Source organism: Micromonospora sp. NPDC047527 (assembly GCF_040643015.1).
Classification (GTDB): domain Bacteria; phylum Actinomycetota; class Actinomycetes; order Mycobacteriales; family Micromonosporaceae; genus Micromonospora.
This window is the reverse complement of the sequence record NZ_JBEYTK010000003.1, coordinates 534,455-555,863: the sequence shown is the minus strand read 5'-3', so window position 1 is coordinate 555,863 and position 21,409 is coordinate 534,455. Positions and strand designations below refer to the sequence as shown.

The 21,409-nt window shown below is 72.6% G+C and carries 23 protein-coding genes; 11 read left to right on the top strand and 12 right to left on the bottom strand.

Going from position 1 to position 21,409, the window contains the following annotated elements; translation table 11 throughout:
- The first annotated feature begins 244 nt into the window (after positions 1-244).
- Both ABZ808_RS15515 and ABZ808_RS15510 read left to right on the top strand, forming a co-directional pair.
- Positions 245-1,477: an MFS transporter gene (locus ABZ808_RS15515; RefSeq protein WP_357006142.1), complete on the top strand. Its 1,233-nt coding sequence runs from the start codon at positions 245-247 to the stop codon at positions 1,475-1,477.
- On the top strand, positions 1,474-2,007 hold the full coding sequence (locus ABZ808_RS15510) for a GNAT family N-acetyltransferase (protein ID WP_357006139.1): 534 nt from the start codon (positions 1,474-1,476) through the stop codon (positions 2,005-2,007). Before ABZ808_RS15515 ends, ABZ808_RS15510 begins: the two co-directional genes overlap by 4 nt.
- 68 nt (positions 2,008-2,075) lie before the next feature.
- Here the strand turns inward: ABZ808_RS15510 and ABZ808_RS15505 are convergent, their stop codons facing one another.
- Genes ABZ808_RS15505 through ABZ808_RS15485 form a run of 5 tightly spaced genes read right to left on the bottom strand, consistent with a single transcriptional unit; the run spans position 2,076 to position 6,643 of the window.
- Complete coding sequence (locus tag ABZ808_RS15505) at positions 2,076-2,333, bottom strand: UBP-type zinc finger domain-containing protein (RefSeq protein WP_357006136.1); 258 nt, start codon at positions 2,331-2,333, stop codon at positions 2,076-2,078.
- Positions 2,330-3,901, bottom strand: coding sequence for a Na+/H+ antiporter (locus tag ABZ808_RS15500; protein ID WP_357006133.1), 1,572 nt, complete (start codon positions 3,899-3,901; stop codon positions 2,330-2,332). The genes ABZ808_RS15505 and ABZ808_RS15500 overlap by 4 nt, the downstream gene beginning before the upstream one ends.
- 38 nt (positions 3,902-3,939) lie before the next feature.
- The gene (locus ABZ808_RS15495; protein ID WP_357006130.1) at positions 3,940-4,905 is read right to left on the bottom strand and encodes a TIGR03885 family FMN-dependent LLM class oxidoreductase; all 966 of its coding nucleotides are present in this window, start codon (positions 4,903-4,905) and stop codon (positions 3,940-3,942) included.
- Positions 4,906-4,951: 46 nt separating this feature from the next.
- Positions 4,952-6,367: an NADP-dependent succinic semialdehyde dehydrogenase gene (locus tag ABZ808_RS15490; protein ID WP_357006128.1), complete on the bottom strand. Its 1,416-nt coding sequence runs from the start codon at positions 6,365-6,367 to the stop codon at positions 4,952-4,954.
- Between the two features lie 12 nt (positions 6,368-6,379).
- Complete coding sequence (locus tag ABZ808_RS15485; RefSeq protein WP_357006125.1) at positions 6,380-6,643, bottom strand: DUF6343 family protein; 264 nt, start codon at positions 6,641-6,643, stop codon at positions 6,380-6,382.
- Between the two features lie 155 nt (positions 6,644-6,798).
- Here ABZ808_RS15485 and ABZ808_RS15480 point away from each other — a divergent pair, with 155 nt between their 5' ends.
- Positions 6,799-7,392 (top strand): antibiotic biosynthesis monooxygenase, encoded by a 594-nt coding sequence (locus ABZ808_RS15480; protein WP_357006122.1) that lies wholly within the window; start codon positions 6,799-6,801, stop codon positions 7,390-7,392.
- Positions 7,393-7,511: 119 nt separating this feature from the next.
- On the top strand, positions 7,512-8,363 hold the full coding sequence (locus tag ABZ808_RS15475) for a GDSL-type esterase/lipase family protein (protein ID WP_357006119.1): 852 nt from the start codon (positions 7,512-7,514) through the stop codon (positions 8,361-8,363).
- A gap of 29 nt (positions 8,364-8,392) precedes the next feature.
- Here ABZ808_RS15475 and ABZ808_RS15470 read toward each other — a convergent pair whose 3' ends face one another.
- The 3 genes from ABZ808_RS15470 to ABZ808_RS15460 all read right to left on the bottom strand — a co-directional run bounded on the left by ABZ808_RS15470 (position 8,393) and on the right by ABZ808_RS15460 (position 10,308).
- Entirely contained in the window at positions 8,393-9,148 is a 756-nt protein-coding gene (locus ABZ808_RS15470) for an EcsC family protein (RefSeq protein WP_357006116.1), read from the bottom strand.
- 46 nt (positions 9,149-9,194) lie between these two features.
- On the bottom strand, positions 9,195-9,341 hold the full coding sequence (locus ABZ808_RS15465; RefSeq protein ID WP_357006113.1) for a hypothetical protein: 147 nt from the start codon (positions 9,339-9,341) through the stop codon (positions 9,195-9,197).
- Between the two features lie 106 nt (positions 9,342-9,447).
- Positions 9,448-10,308 carry a peptidase M23 gene (locus tag ABZ808_RS15460; RefSeq protein ID WP_357006110.1) on the bottom strand — a complete coding sequence of 287 codons (861 nt, stop codon included), beginning with the start codon at positions 10,306-10,308 and terminating at the stop codon, positions 9,448-9,450.
- A 400-nt stretch (positions 10,309-10,708) separates the two neighbouring features.
- Between ABZ808_RS15460 and ABZ808_RS15455 the strand changes: the two genes are divergently transcribed.
- The 3 genes from ABZ808_RS15455 to ABZ808_RS15445 are packed head-to-tail and all read left to right on the top strand — an operon-like array spanning position 10,709 to position 12,816.
- Positions 10,709-11,629 (top strand): PAC2 family protein, encoded by a 921-nt coding sequence (locus ABZ808_RS15455; protein ID WP_357006107.1) that lies wholly within the window; start codon positions 10,709-10,711, stop codon positions 11,627-11,629.
- Positions 11,630-11,666: 37 nt separating this feature from the next.
- Complete coding sequence (locus ABZ808_RS15450) at positions 11,667-12,464, top strand: exodeoxyribonuclease III (RefSeq protein WP_357006105.1); 798 nt, start codon at positions 11,667-11,669, stop codon at positions 12,462-12,464.
- A gap of 34 nt (positions 12,465-12,498) precedes the next feature.
- Positions 12,499-12,816 carry an antibiotic biosynthesis monooxygenase gene (locus ABZ808_RS15445; protein ID WP_357006103.1) on the top strand — a complete coding sequence of 106 codons (318 nt, stop codon included), beginning with the start codon at positions 12,499-12,501 and terminating at the stop codon, positions 12,814-12,816.
- A 141-nt stretch (positions 12,817-12,957) separates the two neighbouring features.
- Here the strand turns inward: ABZ808_RS15445 and ABZ808_RS15440 are convergent, their stop codons facing one another.
- Together ABZ808_RS15440 and ABZ808_RS15435 are read right to left on the bottom strand one after the other, a co-directional pair.
- A complete protein-coding gene (locus tag ABZ808_RS15440; protein WP_357006808.1) occupies positions 12,958-13,599 on the bottom strand; it encodes a class F sortase in 642 nt (213 codons plus the stop codon).
- A gap of 166 nt (positions 13,600-13,765) precedes the next feature.
- Positions 13,766-14,521, bottom strand: a complete 756-nt coding sequence (locus ABZ808_RS15435; RefSeq protein WP_357006805.1) for a hypothetical protein — start codon at positions 14,519-14,521, stop codon at positions 13,766-13,768.
- 208 nt (positions 14,522-14,729) lie between these two features.
- Here ABZ808_RS15435 and trmB point away from each other — a divergent pair, with 208 nt between their 5' ends.
- Positions 14,730-15,350, top strand: a complete 621-nt coding sequence (trmB, locus tag ABZ808_RS15430) for a tRNA (guanosine(46)-N7)-methyltransferase TrmB (RefSeq protein WP_357006802.1) — start codon at positions 14,730-14,732, stop codon at positions 15,348-15,350.
- An 88-nt stretch (positions 15,351-15,438) separates the two neighbouring features.
- Positions 15,439-17,952 carry a DUF3516 domain-containing protein gene (locus tag ABZ808_RS15425; protein ID WP_357006101.1) on the top strand — a complete coding sequence of 838 codons (2,514 nt, stop codon included), beginning with the start codon at positions 15,439-15,441 and terminating at the stop codon, positions 17,950-17,952.
- Positions 17,953-17,962: 10 nt separating this feature from the next.
- Here the strand turns inward: ABZ808_RS15425 and ABZ808_RS15420 are convergent, their stop codons facing one another.
- Positions 17,963-18,682: an MBL fold metallo-hydrolase gene (locus ABZ808_RS15420; protein WP_357006098.1), complete on the bottom strand. Its 720-nt coding sequence runs from the start codon at positions 18,680-18,682 to the stop codon at positions 17,963-17,965.
- 110 nt (positions 18,683-18,792) lie between these two features.
- Between ABZ808_RS15420 and ABZ808_RS15415 the strand changes: the two genes are divergently transcribed.
- Positions 18,793-19,359, top strand: a complete 567-nt coding sequence (locus ABZ808_RS15415) for a TetR/AcrR family transcriptional regulator (RefSeq protein ID WP_357006095.1) — start codon at positions 18,793-18,795, stop codon at positions 19,357-19,359.
- 15 nt (positions 19,360-19,374) lie between these two features.
- Here ABZ808_RS15415 and ABZ808_RS15410 read toward each other — a convergent pair whose 3' ends face one another.
- Complete coding sequence (locus ABZ808_RS15410) at positions 19,375-20,370, bottom strand: LacI family DNA-binding transcriptional regulator (RefSeq protein ID WP_357006093.1); 996 nt, start codon at positions 20,368-20,370, stop codon at positions 19,375-19,377.
- A 273-nt stretch (positions 20,371-20,643) separates the two neighbouring features.
- Here ABZ808_RS15410 and ABZ808_RS15405 point away from each other — a divergent pair, with 273 nt between their 5' ends.
- The gene (locus tag ABZ808_RS15405; protein ID WP_357006090.1) at positions 20,644-21,288 is read left to right on the top strand and encodes a hypothetical protein; all 645 of its coding nucleotides are present in this window, start codon (positions 20,644-20,646) and stop codon (positions 21,286-21,288) included.
- Positions 21,289-21,409: the final 121 nt, after the last annotated feature.

The following is a 21,409-nucleotide window of genomic DNA, read 5'->3' as shown; positions in this document are numbered from 1 at the left end:
CCCCACCAGCCAAGGCTGCGGACCGGAAACGCGCAGCGGGCAGCGGGCAGCGGGCAGCGCACCCTTCACGGGGGCGCGCCTCCGGGACGGGGCAGGGGCCGATATGACCAGCCTCGCGTCGTTCGGGACCACGAACGTCGCCCGGCCTGCCTAGCGTCGGCGTCATGACTGTCAACGGGGACGCAAACAATCGACACACCGGGGCTGCGCGGCTCGCCTTCTCGGCTCTACGCACCGGGCGCTGATGCGGGGCGTGTCGCCCCTACCGCCGCCGGGGCGACTGCGCACACTCTCCCTCGCCACGCTGGCGAACACCGTCGGCTCGGGACTGTGGCTGACCGGCGCGGCTCTCTACCTCACCCGGGACGTGGGGCTCTCCGCCGTCCAGGTGGGCACCGGGCTCAGCGTGGCCGGGCTGATCGGACTGACGGCGAGCGTGCCGCTCGGTGGCTTGGCCGACCGCCGGGACCCACGGACCCTGCGGGCTGTCCTGCAACTGGTGCAGGCCGCCGTGGCCGGCGCGTACCTGATGGTCGGCTCGTTTCCGGTCTTCCTGCTGGTGGCCACACTGGACGCGCTGCTGGCCTCCGGCAACCTCGCGGTCCGCGCCGCGCTGGTCGCCGCCGTCGCCGGCCCGCAGGGGCGGGTGCACGCCTTCGCCACGCTGCGGGCGGTGGCGAACCTGGGTATCGCGGTCGGGGCAGGGCTGGCCGGGTTCGCGCTGGCCGCCGACACGCACCTGGCGTACCAGATCCTGGTGGCCGGCAACGCGGCCACCTATCTGGTGTCGGCGGCGCTGTTGTTGCGGCTGCCGGCCTTGGCACCGGCCGCGCATTCCCCGATGGCCGCCGGGATCTCTCGGAGGCGGCCGCTGCGCGACGGTCGTTTCCTCGCGGTGAGCGGCGCGGCGGCGATACTCGGTCTCCACCAGACGGTGCTCACGCTGGTGGTGCCACTGTGGGCGGTGACCCTGATCGGGGCGCCCCCGCCCGTCGTGTCGGCGGTCCTGCTGACCAACACGCTGCTCACCGTGCTGCTGGCGGTACGGCTGAGCCGTGGCGCAGACACGGCGGCCCCGGCGGCCCGGCAGATGCGCCGGGCCGGCCTGGTGCTGGCGGTCGCGATGTTGCTGTACGCGGCCGCCGCCAGCCTGCCCACCACCGTGGCGATCGCGCTCCTGCTGGTCGCCACCGTCGTCTACACGGTTGGCGACCTGTGGCACAGCACCGCCGGGGCGGGGCTCGCCTACGATCTCGCTCCGCCGGACGCGGTCGGCGCCTACCAGGGAGCGGACGGGATGCTCGCCGGCCTGGCCCGTGCCGTCGCCCCGGCCGTGCTGACGCTGGTGGTGCTCGACGGTGGCGTGCCCGGCTGGCTGGCGGTGGGTGCTCTCTTCGCCGCGGTCGGCCTGGCCGGGCCGGCGCTCACCCGGTGGGCGTTGGCCGCCCGCCCGGGGTGTAGCAGCATGACGGCATGACCGACCAGCAGAGCATCACCATCCGCCCCGGCGGCCCCGACGACGCCGCGACCGTGCTGCGGCTGCTCGACGGCGCTACGGCCTGGCTGGCGGCGCGCGGCCGGACCGGCCAGTGGGGCACCGAGCCGGCGTCGACGGATCCACGCCGGATCGCCCAGGCCGACGCCTGGACCTCGGGCGGCGGCCTGCACCTGGCGATGCTCGGCGAGCACCCGGTCGGTGCGCTGGTGGTCGGGGACGCCAGCGACGACGTGCCCCCGGCCACCGAGCCGGAACTCTACGTGCGGCTGCTGGTCACCGACCGGGAGCACGCCGGTCTGGGGATCGGGGCGCGGCTGCTGGAGCACGCCGCCGACCTGGCCCGGTCGCGAGGGCTGGGGCTGCTCCGGGTGGACTGCTACGGCGGCGACGATCGGGCGCTGGTCCGCTTCTACGAGGGCTGCGGCTTCACCGCCACCGACACGTTCACCGTCGTGCGACCGGGACGCGACCCGTGGCCGGGGCAGCTCCTCGTCCGGCGGCTCGGCTAACCGCCCGACGCACGAGGCCGACGCACGAGGCCGACGCACGGCGCCCGAGGCCGGCGGTTGCCGGATCCTCAGCCGATCTCCTCGTCGACGAAGCACCAGCGCCAGGCCTCGCCGGGCTGCGCCGAGCGGATCACCGGGTGACCGGTGGACGCGAAGTGCTTGCTCGCGTGCTGGTTCGGCGACGAGTCGCAGCAGCCGACCTGTCCGCAGCTCAGGCAGGTACGCAGGTGCACCCAGTAGGTCTCGCCGGCGGCGACGCAGTCGGCGCACTCGTCGGGGGTACGCGCCTCGGCGGCACCGGCCTCGGTCAGGTGTTGACAGCTCATTTCTCGACCTCCCGCAGCAACGACTCTTCCAGGTCCAGGTCACGATAGGCCCGCACCAGCACCTCCTCAGGGATCCGACCGGCGTCCCGGGCAGCCCGGAAGACGTCCCGCTCGGCGTCGATCATCTTTTGTCGCAGCCGACCGTACGCCTCGGAGGGGGTTTCCCGCTCGGTGCCACCGAGCCGTTCCCAGGCCATGTTCGTCCGGTCGTCCAGGGCCCGGCGCAGCCGGTCCACCACCGCCGGTGGCGCGTCGTCGGCCAACTCGTCGAGGCGGTCCCGAGCAGCCCGGCTGGCCTGCTGCTGCACCCCGGCGGCCGACAGGGCGTCCTGCACCGGGTCGTCCTGGGGAAGCTTCAACCGGCGGGCGACCAGCGGCAGCGTGGCCCCCTGACCGACCAGGGTGAAAACGATCACCGCGAAGGCCAGCCAGATGAACAGCGCCCGGGGGTACGGCTCGCCGTCGGCCAGGGTCAGCGGCAGTGCCAGCGCGGCGGCCAGTGTCACCACGCCCCGCATCCCGGCCCAGCCGATGACGATCGGGACCTTGGGCGACGGGGCCGGATCGCGGCGGCGGACCCGGGGCACCAGCCGGGCCAGGTAGGTGGCCGGGAAGAGCCAGACGAACCGGGTCAGGAAGACCGTGGCGAGCACCGCGACGGTGATCAGGACGAGCGAGCCGACCGGCTCGTCGAGGTCGCTGAGCACCTCCCGCAGTTGGAGGCCGACCAGCAGGAAGACCAGCCCCTCCAGCAGGAACCGGGCCAGCCGCCAGAACGCGCCGACCTGCAACCGGGAGGCCGCCGAGAGCAGTTGGGGCAGCTTGTGGCCGAGCGCGAGCCCGGTGACCACCACGGCGACCACACCGGAGGCGTGCACCGACTCGGCGGCGAACACCACCGCGAACGGGATGATCAGCGACAGCGCGTTGTCCAGCAGCGGGTCGGTGATCCGCCGGTGGAAGAAGCCGAAGACCAGCGCGCCGAGCGCGCCGATGAGGATGCCGCCGCCGGTGGCCCGCAGCACCTCGGTCGCGACGTCGGCGGCGCCGACCGCAGAGCCGATGGTGGCCATGGTGGCGACCCGCAGCAGCACCAGCGCGGTGGCGTCGTTGACCAGGCTCTCCCCCTCCAGGATGGTGACCACCCGGCGGGGCAGCCCGACCCGCCGCGCGACCGCCGTGGCGGCCACCGCGTCCGGCGGGGCGACCACCGCGCCGAGGGCCAGGCAGATCGCGTACGGCACCTGTGGCAGCAGCAGGTGCAGCACGGAACCCACCACGAACGCGGTGAACAACACCAGACCGACGGCGAGCAGCAGGATGGGCCGGATGTTGTTCTTGAACGCCGGCACCGAGGTCTCCAGCGCGGCGACGTAGAGCAGCGGCGGCAGGATGCCGATCAGCACCAACTCCGGGTCGAGCCGCACCTGCGGGAAGCCCGGCACGAAGGAGAGCGTCAGACCGAGTACGACAAGCACGATCGGCGCGAGCAGACCGAGCCGGCGGGCCAGCGCGGCGCCCAGGGTGGCGATCGCCAGGAAGACGACGACCGGGAACAGACCTTCCATGGGGTACGAGCCTAGGGCCGGGTGGAATCAGTGCTCGATCAGCCGCCCGGGCGCAGCTTCGGCAGCACCTCGGCGCCGAAGGCGTCGATGAACCCGCGCTGCTCCTGCCCGACGTGGTGCAGGGCGATCTGGTCGAAGCCCAACTCCACGTACTCCTGGAGCCAGCCGACGTGCCGGCCCAGATCCGCGGAGATGTTCACCACCTCGGCGACCCGCTGCGCCGGCACGTCGGCCGAGACCGCGTCGAAGTGCTCGGGGGTCTCCAGATCCCAGCAGACCGGCGGGGGGAAGACGTTGCTGCGCCACTGGTCGTACGCGATCGCCTCGGCCTGCGCCTGCTCCGGCGCCCAGGAGACGTGCACCTGGAGGTGCAGTGGCCCACGCCCGCCGGCGTCCCGGTACGCGTCGATCATCTCGCGCAGGTGCGCCACGGGGGCGTTCACGGTGATCAGCCCATCGGCCCACTCGGCGCACCAGCGGGCGGTGGCGACGCTGACGGCCGCGCCGACCAGCGCGGGCGGCTCCTCGGGGCGGGTCCACAGCCGGGCGCGGTCCACCCGGACCAGGCCGTCGTGGCTGACCTCCTCGCCTGCCAGCAGCGCCCGGATCACGTCCACACACTCGCGCAGCCGGGCCGCGCGGATGTCCTTGCGCGGCCACACGTCGCCGGTGATGTGCTCGTTCGCGGCCTCACCGGTGCCCAGCGCGGCCCAGAACCGGCCCGGGTACATCGCGCCCAGGGTGCCGATCGCCTGCGCGATGATCGCCGGGTGGTAGCGCTGGCCGGGTGCGTTGACCACGCCGTACGACATGCCGGTGGCCTGTAGCGCGGAGCCCAACCAGGACCAGGCGAAGCCGGACTCGCCCTGCCGCGCGCTCCAGGGTGAGAAGTGGTCGGAGCACATGGCGGCGTCGAAGCCGGCTCGCTCGGCGTGCATCACCGCCGACAGCAGGGCGCGGGGATGGATCTGCTCATGGGAGGCGTGAAATCCGAACAACGTCATGGAGGCACTTCCTACCCACGCCCGCACCCCCTGATGCTTGCAAGTGCTACTCGGCGTGCGCGCCCGCGCCGGCCGAGGCCGCGCCCTCGCCCACCCAGACCGTCTTGGTGTTGCAGAACTCCCGCATGCCCAGCGCGGACAGTTCCCGGCCGTAGCCGGAGTTCTTCACGCCGCCGAACGGCAACTCCGGATAGGACGTGGTCATGCCGTTGACGAAGACGTTGCCGGCGTCCAGGTCGGTGGCGAAGCGTTCCTGCTCGGCCTCGTCCCGGGTCCAGGCGTTCGAGCCGAGCCCGAAGCTGGTGCCGTTGGCGACCTCGATGGCCTCCTCGTACGAGGACACCCGGTACAGGCCGGCGACCGGGCCGAAGACCTCCTCGGACCACATCCGCATCTGCGGGGTGAGGTCGGTGACCACCGTCGGCGGGTAGAACCATCCGTCGCCGGCCGGCGGTTCACCGCCGCAGAGCACGGTGGCGCCGTTGTCCGCCGCGTCGCGGACCTGGGCGTGCACCTCGTCGCGACCACGCTCACTGGCCAGTGGCCCCACGTCGGTGTCCGGGTCCATCGGGTCGCCGACGCGCAGCGCGGCCATGTTCGCGGCGAACTTCTCGGCGAACGCGTCGAAGACGTCGGTGTGCACGATGAACCGTTTCGCGGCGATGCAGGACTGCCCGTTGTTCTGGCAGCGGGCGGTGGTGGCGACCTCGGCGGCCCGGTCGATGTCGGCCGAGGGCATCACCACGAACGGGTCGCTGCCGCCGAGTTCCAGGACGGTCTTCTTCAGCTCCCGGCCGGCGATCTGGGCGATGGAACGACCGGCGGCCTCGCTGCCGGTGAGGGTGGCGGCGCGTACGCGGGGGTCGGCGAGGATCCGCTCGACGGCCTCCGAGCCGACCAACAGGGTGGTGAACGCTCCCTCGGGGAACCCGGCGCGGCGGAACACGTCCTCCAGCAGCAGCGCGGTCTGTGGCACGTTCGAGGCGTGCTTGAGCAGGCCGGTGTTGCCGGCCATCAGCGCGGGGGCGGCGAAGCGCATCACCTGCCAGAGCGGGAAGTTCCACGGCATCACCGCGAGCACCACGCCGATCGGCTGGTAGCGGATGAACGCCCTGGTGGCCTTGACGGCGGTGGAGTCGGCCGGTTCGTCGGCAAGGAACGCCGGCGCCTTGTCGGCGTAGAAGCGGGCGGCGGTGGCGCACTTGGTCACCTCGGCCTGCGCCGCGACGTACGTCTTGCCCATCTCCGTGGTCATGATCCGCGCGATCTCGTCCCGTTCGGCGTCCAGCAGGTCGGCCGCCGCGTTCATCCAGCGGGCGCGCTGGTCGACGGTGGTTCCGCGCAGCTGGTGGTACGCGAGGTCGGTGCGCTCGATGGCCGCGTCGAGTTGCTCGGTGGACATCGCCTCATAGGTCTTGAGCACCTGTCCGGTGGCGGGGTTGGTGGTGGCGATGTGGGGCATCTCGTCCTCCTGTCACTCGAACAGCGAGTGCCGTACGCCCGGCTCCTCGCGGCGGCGAGCGGCACGGCGGCGCTGAATCACGACCAGGTCGACCACGGCGACCACCGCGAAGATCACGCAGAAGACGCCGAGCCAGGTGATCCCGGCCCAGAACGCCAGCACCGCGAAGAGCACCATGATCACCAACCCGAAGCTGGCCAGGGTGAGCCGGAGGTTCAACGCGCTGTAGGCATGGCCGACCGTGCCACGGGCACGCCGGGGCTGCGATCTCGTCATACCCCACGATCTACCCTCGATCGGCAGCGTTAACCGGCCCCGGGCGGCCCGGTCAGCAGCGCCCTGGACCGACACCCGGGGCAAACACCCGGCCGCCCGGTGTGCTCGGTTACATCCGTTCGCCCAAGCGGCCGTGGCGACCGCAGGATGGACGCATGCTCATGACCCAGACCGTGCCGGTGACCGTCGCCATCGCACGGCGCGCCGACCCGGCCCGGGCCAGCGAGATGGTGGCCTGGATGCGGGCCGGCACCGCGCTGGCGGAGGCGTTTCCCGGGTTCCTCGGGGCCGGCTGGGTGCAGAGCGGCCAGGGCTCGCCGGAGTGGCACATGCTCTACCGCTTCGCCGACGCCGAGACCCTCCGCCGGTGGGAGGAGTCGCCGCAGCGGCACTGGTGGCTCAGTTCGGCGCAGGGCATCGTCGAGCACACCCGGGTCGAGCGGCGTACCGGAATCGAGGGTTGGTTCGACCCGCCGCTGGAGCACTGGGTGGACCCGGTCGAGCCGCCCGCGCCGCCGACGCCGCCGAGGTGGAAACAGGCGGTGACCATCTGGCTGGCGTTCTTTCCGCTGAGCCTCACCGCCACCCTGCTGACCAGCCACTTCCTCGACGCTGTGCCGCTGGCGGCGCGGGTGCTGTTGATGACGCTCTGCCTGACCCCGCTGATGACCTATCTGGTGCTGCCGCTGATCACCCGGGCGCTGCGCTGGTGGCTGCACGGCCAGCCGGCTCCCTGGCGCCGCTCATAGCACCCCGGCGGTGTCGCCGCAGCCACTTCGCCGCATACCCGACAGCACCTTCCCGCCACACTGCGTCCTGCGCATAGAGTTACCGCGCTGTCGCTCTGTGCTGCGAGACGGGGGTTGTCATGCCTCGACGCTGGGTCGCCGCGCTGGCCTGCATCGCGGCGCTGGTCGCGCTGGCCTGTGAGGGTGGCACCTCGGCGACACCCCGTCCCACGAAGAGCGCGCCGCAGTCCGGCGGGCCCGGCGGCATCGCCGCGCTCGGCGACTCGATTAGCACCGGCTTCGCCTCCTGCCTGGTGCTCACCTCCTGCGAGCGCAACTCCTGGTCGACCGGCGACGGGCTGCGGGTGCAGAGCCACTACCGGCGGCTGCTCGACCAGAATTCCGCGATCCGCGGCCGGACGTACAACCACGCCCGGCCCGGCGCCCGTGCCGACGCCCTCGAAGGTCAGGCCCAGGCGGCGGTACGCGACCGCGTCGACTACGTCACCGTGCTGATCGGCGCCAACGACATCTGCCGGAGCGGGGTGGACGCGATGACCCCGGTGAAGCAGTTCCGGGCCGACGTCGACCGGGGCCTGCGGGCACTGCGGACCGGTCGGCCGAAGGCACGGGTGCTGGTGGTGAGCATTCCCGACCTGTACCGGCTCTGGGAGGTCGGGCACGACGACGCGCGGGCGACACGCGCCTGGCGGCGGGGCGTCTGCCCGGCCCTGTTGGCCGACGCCACGTCGACGGCACCCGCCGACCGCGCCCGCCGAGCCGCCGTGCGGGAGCGGATCGACGCGTACAACGCGCAGTTGGTGGCGGCCTGCCGGGCGTACGGCTCGCGCTGCCGGCACGACGGCGGCGCGGTGCACAAGGTCCGGTTCACCCTGGACCTGCTCAACCCGCTGGACTGGTTCCACCCCAACGCCGCCGGGCAGGACCGACTCGCCGAGGTGACCTGGCGCGCCTCCGGCCTGGCCGGCTGACCGGCCGGAGGCGCGCCAGGGCGCACGGATCACCGGCGGCGAGGCTCCGGAACGGCGGTGCCGCGCTGGCGGTACAGCGCCCGGGACCGCTGCGCGAGGTCCTTCGTGGCGGACGAGTTGGCCCAGGTGCCGAGCACGATCGCCGCCCCCGGCACGATCTTGGCGAACATCCGCTTGGCCGCCCGCACGCCGGCCATCTGCGCCAGCCGGACACCGAGCTGCAGCATGACCCGGCCGAGCGGGCGCTGGCCGCCGAGACCGAAGAGCGCGTCGGCGCGTTCCCGGCCGGCGGCCACCCCGAGCGCCAGCCGGGCGCTCGCGGCGACCTTGTGCACCCGTTGGAGCACGAGCAGGTCGGTGGCACGGTCGCTGTGCAGAGGGTCGACGTCGTACGCGGCGGCGATGTGCAGCACCATCCGCGCCTGGGTCCAGGCCAGCACGCCCACGTCGAGCACGGCACCGGGCAGCCCGGCCACGCCGGAGACCGCCCCGGAGAGGCGGGCCAGGTTGACGAACTTGCGGGCCGCCTGGTCGGCCAGGGCCTCGGCCGAGACCCCGGGGTGCTCGGCCCGGGCCCGGGCGGCCCACTGCGCGGCCTCCGGCCCGAGCCGGCGTACCGCCTCCAGGGCAAGGTGCTCCGGGGCGTACTGCGGATCGCCACGCATCCGGTCCCACAGCCGAGCCGGCGGGCCTTCGGGGGCGGCCGGCGGCACCGCCGGCACGTCGGCGGACGGTTCGGGGGTGGGCGTGGCGGGCTGGCCGCCGACGGGCGGGGTGTCGGTCACCGAGGCTCCCCAGGGGTCACGGCGGGCAGGACGACCGGCTCGACGGTCAGCGGCGGCGGTTGGACAGCCGCGCCGCCAACCCCTTGAGCTTCTGCTGGTTGCCGGGCTTGGCCAGCTCGCGCCGACCCCGGTCCACCAACTGCTGCCCCTTCGGCGATCTCAAGAAAGCGCTGATCCGCTGCATCAGTGACATGACGTCCTCCTGTCGACGATCCCTGTGTCATGTGTACCCCGTAGCCGCAACGGATGAACCCGGGACGCGACAGGATCAAGCCCCATCGTCCACAGTGGTCGGTAGGCTACTCCGCGGCCGGAACGATGGCGTCGACGACCCGCACGGCCCGCCATTCGTGCTGCTGGTAGTGCTCCGGGTACGCGGAGATCTGCACCGCTTGGGCCGCGTCGGTGAGCCGCATCTGCTGCCAACCCGGCACCTGCTGCAGCGCCGAGAGGAACTGCCGGGTGGCGAACGCGGGGTCCATCAGCCGACCGACCGGACCCCAGCCGCTGCTGGAGCGCTGCTGGAACAGCCCCACCGAGTCGTGGTCCCAGCCGACACCCTGGTGCGGGTAGTTCTGCGACTCGGGCAGGACCCCGCTGGCGACGTTGTAGAGGTTGCTCTCCTGCATGGCGGTGGCCACCGCGATGACCAGGCCACGGCGCGGGACGCCCATGTCGCGGCCGGTGCGGACGATCGCCTCGGCGTTGTCCATCTGGGCCCTGTCCAGCCCGGCGACCGGCGCAGGCTTGGTCGGCTTCGCCGAGGCGGTCTTGCGGGCCCGCGCGGTGGTGTCCGGATTGGCGGAGGTCGCGGACGCGGACGGGGTGGCGGCGGGGGTCGTCGGAGCGGCGGAGCGGTCGAGGCTGCGGGAGGCGTGCTGCTGCTCGGCGCGCTGCGTCAACTCCGCGCTGGCGGTGGGGTCCACCCGGGTGGCCGCGCCGGCGGTCTCGTCGCGGACCTGCACGACGGCGGCCAGGCCGAGGCAGCAGACCACGCCGGTGGCGAGCGCCACCTGCGCCCGACGCCGCCCGGTCAGGTCGCGGGCGTACGCCCGGAGCCGACCAGCGGCGGTTGTCCGTTCGGTTGAGGTGCCCTCCTCCATTTCGGCAGTGGGGCTGCTCGGGGCGTTCGGGTCGTCGAGGGTGCCGTCGTCACGCATCAGCCGAGGCTAGGCAGGCGACATCCGCGATCACGCACGGTGATCATGTGGTCCTCGCCACAGATTGGGGGTGTCCGGGTGGACGAGCGGGGCGGGTGGACGCGCCCGGGGAACGTACCTCGCGTACCGGATGAAGCCGGTGCCACACGCAGGCCGGCACGGGCGGTGACAGGCATGGACATCGGGCCGCCCGGACCGACATGATCGACAAACTCGGCCTTTGGGCCGAACCCGCCATCAGCCGAAAGGCGTATTGGGGTGGTTAGTCCGATCGTGCCCAGCCGGCGGGCAACGGATCGCCCGACGCAGGAATGCATCAGGATGGCGGGTACGTTGCCCGAACCGGGTGCCGTCCGTCGCGTCGGCATCCCGTAGGCACATTCCAGGGAGGTCCGCACCGGTGCTCGACCCACACGAGCTCTACCAGCTCACCGACGATCTGCCCGACCTTGGGCAACCGGTCCTGATCCAGGCCCTCACCGGGTTCGTGGACGCCGGCAACGCCAGCCGGCTGGCCCGCGAGCAGTTGCTCACCTCGTTGGAGAGCCGGCCGATCGCCACCTTCGACGTGGACCAACTCTTCGACTACCGCTCTCGGCGACCGGTGATGACCTTCGTCGAGGACCACTGGGAGAGCTTCGACGCGCCCAAGCTGGAGCTGCACCTGCTGCACGACGACGACGAGACGCCGTTCCTGCTGCTCACCGGCCCCGAACCGGACCTGCAGTGGGAGCGATTCACCGCCTCGGTCGCCGGGCTCGCCGCCCGGCTGGACGTCCGCCTCACCGTCGGGCTCAACTCGATCCCGATGGCGGTGCCGCACACCCGACCCACCGGGGTGACCGCGCACGCCACCCGGCCGGAGCTGATCGGCGGGTACGAGCCCTGGCTGCAACGCGTCCAGGTGCCCGGCAGCGTCGGCCACCTGCTGGAGTTCCGCCTCGGCGAGCAGGGCCGCGACGCACTCGGCTTCGCCGCGCACGTGCCGCACTATGTGGCGCAGACGGAGTACCCGGCCGCCGCCGAGGTGCTGCTCACCTCGGTGTCCCGCAGCACCGGGCTGCTGCTGCCCGGCGACGGGCTGCGCTCGGCCGCCGAGGTGGTCCGGGTGGAGATCGACCGGCAGGTCGCCCAGACCGAGGACGCCGCGGCCCTGGTCCAGGCCCTGGAGGAGCAGTACGACGCGTTCGCCCGGGGTCGCGGCGAGAAGAACCTGCTCGCCGCCGACGCCGGCCCGCTGCCCACCGCCGACGAACTCGGCGCGGAGCTGGAACGGTTCCTGGCCGAACAGACCCGTCCCGGCGACACCCCGGGCAGCTGACCGGGCGTCGCGGGGGCGGATGCGGCAGGCTGGGGGCATGCGCCTGGCGACCTGGAACGTGAACTCGGTGAAGGCCCGGCTGCCCCGGCTGCTGGAGTGGCTGGCCGGCACCGGGCCGGACGTGGTCTGCCTGCAAGAGACCAAGTGCCCGGACGGCGCCTTCCCGGTGGCCGAGGTGGGCGACCTGGGCTACACCGTGGCCAGCCACAGCGACGGCCGGTGGAACGGGGTGGCCATCCTGTCCCGGGTCGGCCTGACCGACGTCCGGGTCGGGTTCGCCGGTGAGCCCGGCTTTCCCGACCCGGAGGCCCGGGCCATCTCCGCCACCTGCGACGGGGTGCGGGTCTGGTCGGTGTACGTCCCCAACGGCCGCACGCTGGACGACCCGCACTACGCGTACAAGCTGGCCTGGTTCGCGGCGCTGCGCGACGCGCTGGACGCGGAGCTGACCGACGGCCTCCCGCTCGCCGTCTGCGGGGACTTCAACGTCGCCCCGACCGACGCCGACGTCTGGGACCCGGCGGTCTTCACCCACTCCACGCACGTCACCCCGGCCGAGCGAGCCGCCCTCGCGGCACTGCGCGACCTGGGTCTCAGCGATGTGGTGCCGACCCCGATGAAGGGGCCACACCCGTTCACCTACTGGGACTACCGGGCCGGGATGTTCCACCAGAACAAGGGCATGCGGATCGACCTGGTGTACGCCTCGGCGCCGTTCACCCGCGCGGTCCGCTCCGCGTACGTCGACCGGGAGGCCCGCAAGGGCAAGGGTCCCTCCGACCACGCCCCGATCGTGGTCGACGCCGACCTCGTACCGGCCGTCGAGACGTTCTGAGCCTCTGCCCGCTGGCGGTGGCTAGGGTGGGCAGATGGCAGTCGTGAAGATCAACGCAATCGACGTTCCACCGGGTGCTGGCGAGGAGTTGGAGAAGCGGTTCGCCGCCCGGGCGGGCACCGTGGAGAACTCCCCCGGCTTCCTCGGCTTCGAACTGCTCCGGCCGGTGGCCGGCGAGACCCGCTACTTCGTCTACACGAAGTGGGAGAGCGAGGAGGCCTACCAGGCCTGGGCCGCCGGGCCGTCCCGTGCCGCGCACGCGAACGCTCCCGGCGAGAAGCCCCGCCCCCCGGTCGCCAGCGGCGCGAGCCTCCTGGAGTTCGAGGTGGCCCTGCACGTCGGCCAGCCGTAACCAGCCCACCCGGCGCAACCAGCCCGCCCGGCCGTTGATCCACTCCAGGTCGGCGATGTGGGGGTGTCTGGATGGCGGGATACCCCGACATCGCCGACATGGTGTCGATCATGCGGATCGACGGCCCGACGTGGTGGGCGGTCAGGGCTTGCGGGAGGACTGCATGGTGGCGAACGCGATCACGTTGTCGGCGTATCCGGTGCGACCGCCGATGAACTGACCGCCGCAGGTGATCAGTCGAAGCCCGGCGGGCCCGTCGTGCCCGTAGATGCGCTCGGCGGGCAGCTGGTCCTTCGGGAAGTGCTCGACGGTGTCGACCTTGAACACCACCACCGACCGGTCCGCCCGGGCCACCTCGATCAGGTCCCCCGGCTTGAGCTTGCCGAGGTCGTAGAAGACCGACGGGCCGCTCTTGGTATCCACGTGCCCGACGATCACCGCCGGGCCGGGCTCGCCGGGCGTCGGGCCACGGTCGTACCAGCCGGTCTCGTTGTGCCGCTCCAACGGGGGTACGGCGATCGAGCCGTCGCGGGCCTGCCCGACGGGTGCCACCGGCGCGGCCACCTTGATCGCCGGCACCGCGAGGCGCACCGGGCGGCTGGCCGACATCCCGACCGTCGTGCTCCGCGCGGGGGGTTCACCACCGGCCGGAGCCCAGTCGAACGGGCCGACCGAGCGACCCAGCCCCGCCCCGGTCGCGAACACGCCAGCCAGCACCAGCACCACGGCCAGCGGCACGGACCAGGGGCTGCGCCCGGACGGACGACTGCGCCGGGGCGCCACGGCGGTCGGCGCGCGGGCGACCACCGAGGGCCGACCACCGGAGGGCCGCGACCCGACCGACGGCCCCTGATCCGCAGGCGGTCGCCCACCAGCGGGCGGGCGCGCACCAGCGGGCGGGCGCGAACCGGCCGGCGGTGGCGTGGGGCGGAAGATCTCCATGGCGGGCTCAGCGGCGCGCGGTGCCACGGACGGTACGCGGCCGACGCAGGGCCAGCACCGCGACGACCAGCCCGGCGATGGTCAGCGCGGCACCGCCGGGCAGCAGAAGCTTGCCGGTCATGCCACCGGAGGTGCCGCCGAAGCCGGTCGCCGGCCCCCGGCTGGGTTTGTCCGGGACCTTCTTGACTACCTGCAGCATGGTCGAGGCGGTCTCGCCGTCGCGGCACTCCAGCTTGACCCGGTAGTTGCCGGGCCGGGTGCGCTCGCGCACCATCGGGGCGGCGGTGAGCACGCCACGCTGCGGTTGTACGCCGATGGCGCCGAAGGCGTCGGAGACGACGGTGGCGCCCACCGAGTTGTCCCGGCAACTGGCCCGGATGCCGACGAGGTAGCCGGGCTGCACCGTGCTGGGGCTCACCTCGACGAAGACGTCGACCGGAGGTGGCGGCTGAGGCGCGGCGACCGGCAGGCCACTCGGCTGGGACGCGTCCGGCGCGGGAGCGGCGAGCCACGACGCGGTCAGACCGGGCGCCTTCAGACCGGGCGCCTTCAGACCGGGCGCCGTCAGACCGGGCGCGGTAAGGAACGGCCCAGCGAGCGCGCCCAGGCCAGGCTCGCCGAGGGCGGGCGCGGCCAGCACGCGGGTGGCGGCCACGGGGTCGATGGGTCGGGGTACGCCGTGCGCGAGGGCTGCGGCCAACAGAGGGCCGGCGAGCACGGTCACCACCGACAGGGTCACACCGCCGCGGGTCACTGGCACGATGCCCCCTCTCGACGCGGTAGGACCGCGCCGGGCAGCGGACCGCCCGGCCTGCCGTACCAGATGGATCCTCTCATTCCCGGTCGCACATCACATCCGATCCGCCGACGGGGTCGCGTACTCTCGGATTGCTGTGACCGCCACCGACCATGATCCCGCCGCCGTCCCGCCCGTGGGCCACATCCGCACCTTCCACCCCCGTCGGGGTCGGATGAGCGGCCGGCAGACGGACGCGCTCGGTCGGCTCTGGTCCCGGTACGGCCTGGACGTGTCGGACGAGCCCGTCGACCTGGCGGAACTCTTCGGCCGTCGCGCCCCGGTGGTGCTGGAGATCGGCTCGGGCATGGGGGACAGCACCGCCGCGATGGCCGCCGCTGACCCGGATCGAGATTATCTGGCGGTCGAGGTGCACACGCCGGGAATCGCCAACCTGCTGGACCTGGTGGAGCGCGGTGAGCTCGGCAATGTCCGGATCGGCCAGGGCGACGCGTTGGACCTGGTCAGGGGCCTGCCCGAGGGTTGCCTGGACGCCGTGCACATCTACTTTCCGGACCCGTGGCCCAAGGCCCGCCACCACAAGCGGCGGATCATCCAGCCGGCGCACGTGGCGCTGCTGCGCTCCCGTCTGAGGCCGGGCGGCACGCTGCACTGCGCGACCGACTGGGCCGAGTACGCCGAGGCGATGCGGCTGACCCTGGACGCGGACCCGGGGCTGGTGGACGCCTACGGCGGTTTCGCGCCGCGTCCGGCGCACCGCCCGGTGACGAAGTTCGAGCGGCGGGCGATCGTCGCCGGCCGGGCGGTCGCGGACCTGATCTACCGGCGCCGGTGACCGTCGACGCCGCGTCGGTGCCCGGACGAGGGCCCGGCGGGCGGCGGGTTGGCGCCCGGGGGCATGATCCAGGCACCATGGACAGGCTATGACGCTCACTGCCGCGCTGCCGACAAGCGCCGACCCCGACACCCTCTTCGACGCGTTCGCCGGCTGGGCGAAGGAGCGCGGCCTCGACCTCTACCCCCATCAGGAGGAGGCGGTCATCGAGATCGTCTCCGGCGCCAACCTGATCATGAACACGCCCACCGGCTCGGGTAAGAGCCTGGTGGCGATCGCCGCGCACTTCGCGGCCCTCGCGGACAGCCGGACGACCTTCTACACCGCGCCGATCAAGGCGTTGGTGTCGGAGAAGTTCTTCGCGCTGTGCGAGGTCTTCGGCGCCGAGAACGTCGGCATGCTGACCGGCGACGCCAGCGTCAACGCCGACGCCCCGATCATCTGCTGCACCGCGGAGATCCTGGCCAACCTGGCGCTGCGCGAGGGCGCGAAGGCCGACGTCGGCCAGGTGATCATGGACGAGTTCCACTTCTACGCCGAGCCCGACCGGGGCTGGGCCTGGCAGGTGCCGATCATCGAGCTGCCGCAGGCCCAGTTCGTCCTGATGTCCGCCACCCTCGGCGACACCACCCGGTTCGTCGACGACCTGACCCGGCGCACCGGGCGGGCGACCGCCGTCGTGCGCTCGGCCGAGCGGCCGGTCCCGCTGATCTTCTCGTACGCGATGACGCCGATGCACGAGACGCTCGAAGAGCTGCTGGAGACCAAGCAGGCCCCGGTGTACGTCGTGCACTTCACCCAGGCCGCCGCGCTGGAACGCGCCCAGGCGCTGATGAGCGTGAACGTCTGCAGCCGCGCCGAGAAGGACATGATCGCTCAGGCGATCGGTGGTTTCCGGTTCACCTCCGGCTTCGGCAAGACGCTGTCCCGGCTGGTCCGCCACGGCATCGGCGTGCACCACGCCGGCATGCTGCCCAAGTACCGCCGGCTCGTGGAGACTCTCGCCCAGGCCGGCCTGCTCAAGGTCATCTGCGGCACCGACACCCTCGGCGTCGGCATCAACGTGCCGATCCGCACCGTGCTGTTCACCGGCCTGTCCAAGTACGACGGGGTCCGTACCCGGCTGCTCAAGAACCGGGAGTTCCACCAGATCGCCGGGCGGGCCGGCCGGGCCGGCTACGACACCATCGGGCGGGTCGTGGTGCAGGCCCCCGAGCACGTCATCGACAACGAGAAGGCCCTCGCGAAGGCCGGCGACGACCCGAAGAAGCGCCGCAAGGTGGTCCGCAAGAAGCCACCGGAGGGCTCGATCGGCTGGGGTCAGCCCACCTTCGACCGGCTGGTCGACGCCGAGCCCGAGCCGCTGACCTCCAGTTTCCAGGTCAGCCACTCGATGCTGCTCAACGTCATCGGCCGCCCCGGTGACGCGTTCACCGCGATGCGGCACCTGCTCACCGACAACCACGAGGAGCCCGCCGCGCAGCGCCGGCACATCCGTCGGGCCATCGCCATCTACCGGGCGCTGCGCGCCGGTGGGGTGGTCGAGGAGCTGCCCGAGCCGGACGAGACCGGCCGGCGGATCCGCCTCACCGTCGACCTCCAGCTCGACTTCGCGCTCAACCAGCCCCTCTCCCCCCTCGCCCTGGCCACCATCGAGTTGCTCGACGCCGAGTCCCCGTCGTACGCCCTCGACGTGCTCTCGGTCATCGAGTCGATCCTCGACGACCCTCGGCAGATCCTCTCCGCGCAGCAGTTCAAGGCGCGCGGCGAGGCGGTCGCCGCGATGAAGGCCGAGGGCATCGAGTACGAGGCCCGCCTCGAACTGCTCGACGAGGTGACCCACCCCAAGCCGCTCGCGGAGCTGCTGGAGGCCGCGTACGAGATGTACCGGCAGGGCCACCCCTGGGTCGCCGACCACCAGCTCTCCCCCAAGGCCGTCGTCCGCGACATGTACGAGCGGGCCATGACCTTCACCGAGTACGTGCAGTTCTACGGGCTCACCCGCTCGGAGGGGCTCGTCCTGCGCTACCTGGCCGACGCGTACAAGACGCTGCGGCAGACCGTGCCCGAGGACGCCAAGACCGAGGAGCTGATCGACCTCATCGAGTGGCTCGGTGAGTTGGTCCGCCAGGTCGACTCCAGCCTGATCGACGAGTGGGAGCGGCTGCGCAACCCGTCGGACGTGGCCGAGGTGGCCCAGGCGCACGCCGCCCTGACCGATCGGCCGCCGGCGGTGACCCGCAACGCGCGGGCGTTCCGGGTGCTGGTGCGCAACGCGCTGTTCCGCCGCGTCGAGCTGGCCGCGCTACGCCGCTGGGACCTGCTCGCCGAACTGGACGCTGGCGACGGCTGGGACTACGACGCGTGGGCCGACGCGCTGGCGCCGTACTTCGAGGCGTACGACTCGATTGGTGTCGGGCCGGACGCCCGCGGACCGGCGCTGCTGATGATCGAGCAGGGCCGGGAGCGGTGGACCGTCCGGCAGATCTTCGACGATCCGGACGGCGACCACGACTGGGGCATCAGCGCCGAGATCGACCTGGTGGCGTCCGACGAGGTCGGCGCGGCGGTCGTCCGGATCACCGACGTCGGTCAGCTCTGACGCCCACCGATCACCCGGCCTGAGCGGCCGCCTTGATCCGGCGCACCGCCTCACCGGCGCCCTCGTTCCACGGGGTGCCGTGGCCGGGGAGGATCCACGTCGCCCCCAGGTCCTCGATGCGGGCGAGCGAGGCGAGCGCCAGCGCCGGGTCGTCGGTGAACGGCGCCGGCTGCGGGCCCGGCTGGCCGGTCAGCACGTGTCGGGTGGTGAGCGCGTCGCCGACGAACACGGCGTCGGCGATCGGCACGTGCACGGCGATGCTGCCCGGCGAGTGCCCGGGCATTCCGATGACGCGCGGGGCGCCGGGCAGGTCAAGCACCTGACCGTCCTGCACGGTGACCACCTCGCTGAGGTAGGTCGTGCGCAGGCCGCCCTTGCGGCTCGCGTACCAGAAGAAGCGCGCCACGGCGCCTACCTTGAACGTCCCGAAGGGCGTCTTGGACTTGACCTCGCCCCGGGCGCGGGCGGCGTCCTCGGCGTGCACGTAGACCGGTACGCCGTGATCGCGCCGGAGCCGCTCGGCGAAACCGATGTGGTCGGTGTCGCCGTGGGTGAGGATCAGGCCCCGGACGTCGGCGAGCGAGCGGCCCATGGCGGACAGCTCCGCGACCAGGTCGGCCCAGTGACCGGCGAGGCCGGCGTCCACGACTGTCACACCCTCCTCGGTCTCGATCAGGTAGGCGGCGACGATGTCGTTGCCGATGCGGTGCAGGTGCGGGCCGAGCTTCATGCTGCCTCCCGAAGTGGCGTGACGTTCTGATGGCTACGATACATAGCCATCATGCCTAAGCGCCATAGCTATCATGGTGACGGTCGTCGCCCACCCGGAAGGAACATCGCATGCCCACCCCCGACCGGACGTCCCTTACCGACATCGTCACGGCTGCCCGCCAGATTCTGGAGTCGGAAGGGCTCCCGCGCCTGACCATGCAGGCGGTCGCCGAGCGGGTCGGCGTACGCGCCCCCTCGCTGTACAAGCGGGTCCGCAATCGCGACGACCTGATCCGACTCGTCACCGAGGCCGCGGTCCACGACCTGGGCGAGCGGCTCAGCGCCGTCGCCGGCAGCGGCGACCCGGGCAGGGACCTCGGCGAGTTGGCCCGCGCCTTCCGCGCGTTCGCCCACGCCCAACCGGCCGGCTACCACCTGATCTTCGCCAACGGCCCCGAGGAGACCCGCCCCAGCCTCGACACCCTCACCCTGGCCAGCGCCCCTGCCCTGCGCGTCGCCGCCGACCTCGCCGGGCCCGAAGATGCCCTGGCGGCCGCCCGTACGTTCACCGCCTGGGCCAACGGCTTCATCAGCATGGAACTCGCGGGCGCCTTCAACCTCGGCGGTGACCTCGACGAGGCCTTCGAGTTCGGCATCACCCGCCTGACCGCCGCCCTGACGACCCTGCGGCGGTGACCGCCGGCGTCGGCCCTACGCCCCGGGCGGCGCCGTCGAGGCCCGGACGACGACCTCGGTGGGCAGGATCAGGGCCGCCCGGGTCAGTGCCGGCCGCAGGAGCATCCGGACGGCCTCGGCGCCCTTGCGGGCGTGCGGCTGCCGCACGGTGGTCAGGGGCGGGGTGGCGGCAGCCGCCGCCGGCACGTCGTCGAACCCGACGACGGAGAGTCCACCCGGGACGCGGATGCCCCGGCAGGTGGCGGCGGCGATGACGCCGAGCGCCAACCGGTCGCTCATCGCAAGGATCGCCGTGGGCGGCTCGGCGAGGTCCAGCAACATCCCCGTGGCGGCGGCACCGTCGGCCTCCTCGGCCCCCCGAGCAGCGACGACGACGACCCGGCCGCCGTCGGCGAGCACGGGGCGCAGGGCGTCCCGGTAGCCGTCGAGCCGAGCCCGGTTGGCGACGGACCCGATGGGCGCGTCGACACCGGCGGGCACCACGGCGGCCTCCGCGCCACGGGCCGGGGCCAGGCTGATCACGCCGATCCGTCGGTGACCGAGGTCGACGAGGTGGGCGGCGGCGGCGCGGGCGGCGGCGCGGTGGTCGATGCCGACGTACGGCTCGCCCGGTGCCACGGGGGCGTCGAGCCCGACGACGGGCAGCCGCCGGGCACGCAGCGTTTCGCGCCGCTCAGGTTCCAGCGGGTCGCAGAAGGCGATGAAGCCGTCCACCAGCGCGGAGGCCACGACGTCCGGCACGCCGGCCTCGGCGCGGGGAACCAGCACCAGCGCGGAGCCGTGCTCGCCGCAGATGCGGGCCACCCCGGCCATGGTCAGTCGCGCCGCCGGGTCCTCGAAGAGGTGCCGCAGTGGCTCGTGGATGATCAACCCGACAGAGCCGGTCCGCCCCCGGCGGACCGTGTTCGAATGTCGGTCAGGGTCGGGAGAGCCGAGCTCCCGTGCTGCGGCCAGGATCCGTTCGCGCAGCTCGCGGCTGAGCTGGTCGAGTCGACTGAACGCATTGCTCACCGTGGCCTGGCTGGCACCGCAGGCTTACGCGACGTCGTGCGTGCGCGGGGGTGGAACGCTGCCCATTTGGAGCCTCCACTGCGCCGTACCGGGTCCACTGACACGGACACGTTACCCGCGCAGGCGTCGATGTGTTGTCCGGTGCACGTGCCCGGACCAGCGGCGACCGGCGCGTGCCGGAGTCCGGTTATGGCTCCCAGATTCGCTGGGCGATGTCAGAGGTGTCGATTAGAATATATGTACTAATCGAGTTCCTGACCTGGGAGGACGCCCGTGACCGCGCCCGCCTCCACGCCCCTCACTCCCTACGCCACCCTGCTCGGCTTCACCCGCTACGTCGACCGCACCGGCCCCACCAAGGCGACCTTCGTGGGCGGGCTGCGAAAGCAGCGCGCCAGTCGCTCCGGCTTCAACCCGCACGGCCAGTTCGTCAAGGCGCTCAAGGCCGACATCGCCTTCCACACCGGCGGCACCCACCTGACCGGGGTGGTCGACGTGGTCAAGCCACGCTGGCGCCCGCTCTACCAGGCCCTGGTGCCTGGTGCCACGGCCTGGCTGCACTCCCTCGGCGACCCGGCCGCCATCGATCTCGCGCAGACCCGCGACGCCCTGGCCATGCTGGGCGACCTGCCAGTCAAGATCAACCCCCATTTCGGGGTACGCCACAGCGACGGCCGCGCCGAAGCGGTCCGGCTGCACTTCGACGAGACCCCACCGAGCGAGGAATCGGTGCTCGCAACCCTGCACCTGATGGCCCGGCACATGGACGCGGTCCTCCCGCACGCCGAGCCGGTCCTGGTCGACGTCCGACGCGGTCAGGCCCATCGCATGCCCGCCGACGCCAAGCCCGAGCACATCGAACGCTGGCTGGCCGGCGAAGCAGCCGCCTTCCGCGCCATCTGGTCCACCGCCGCCTGACACCCACCACCTGACATCCGCCGCTGCCCGAGCGCCTGCCGCCGTTGACCGGTCGGCTTGTCGCTCGGGCTGCGGCCTGTTGGTGGAGGCCGCCCGACCGCCTCCAGACTGCACTGGACCC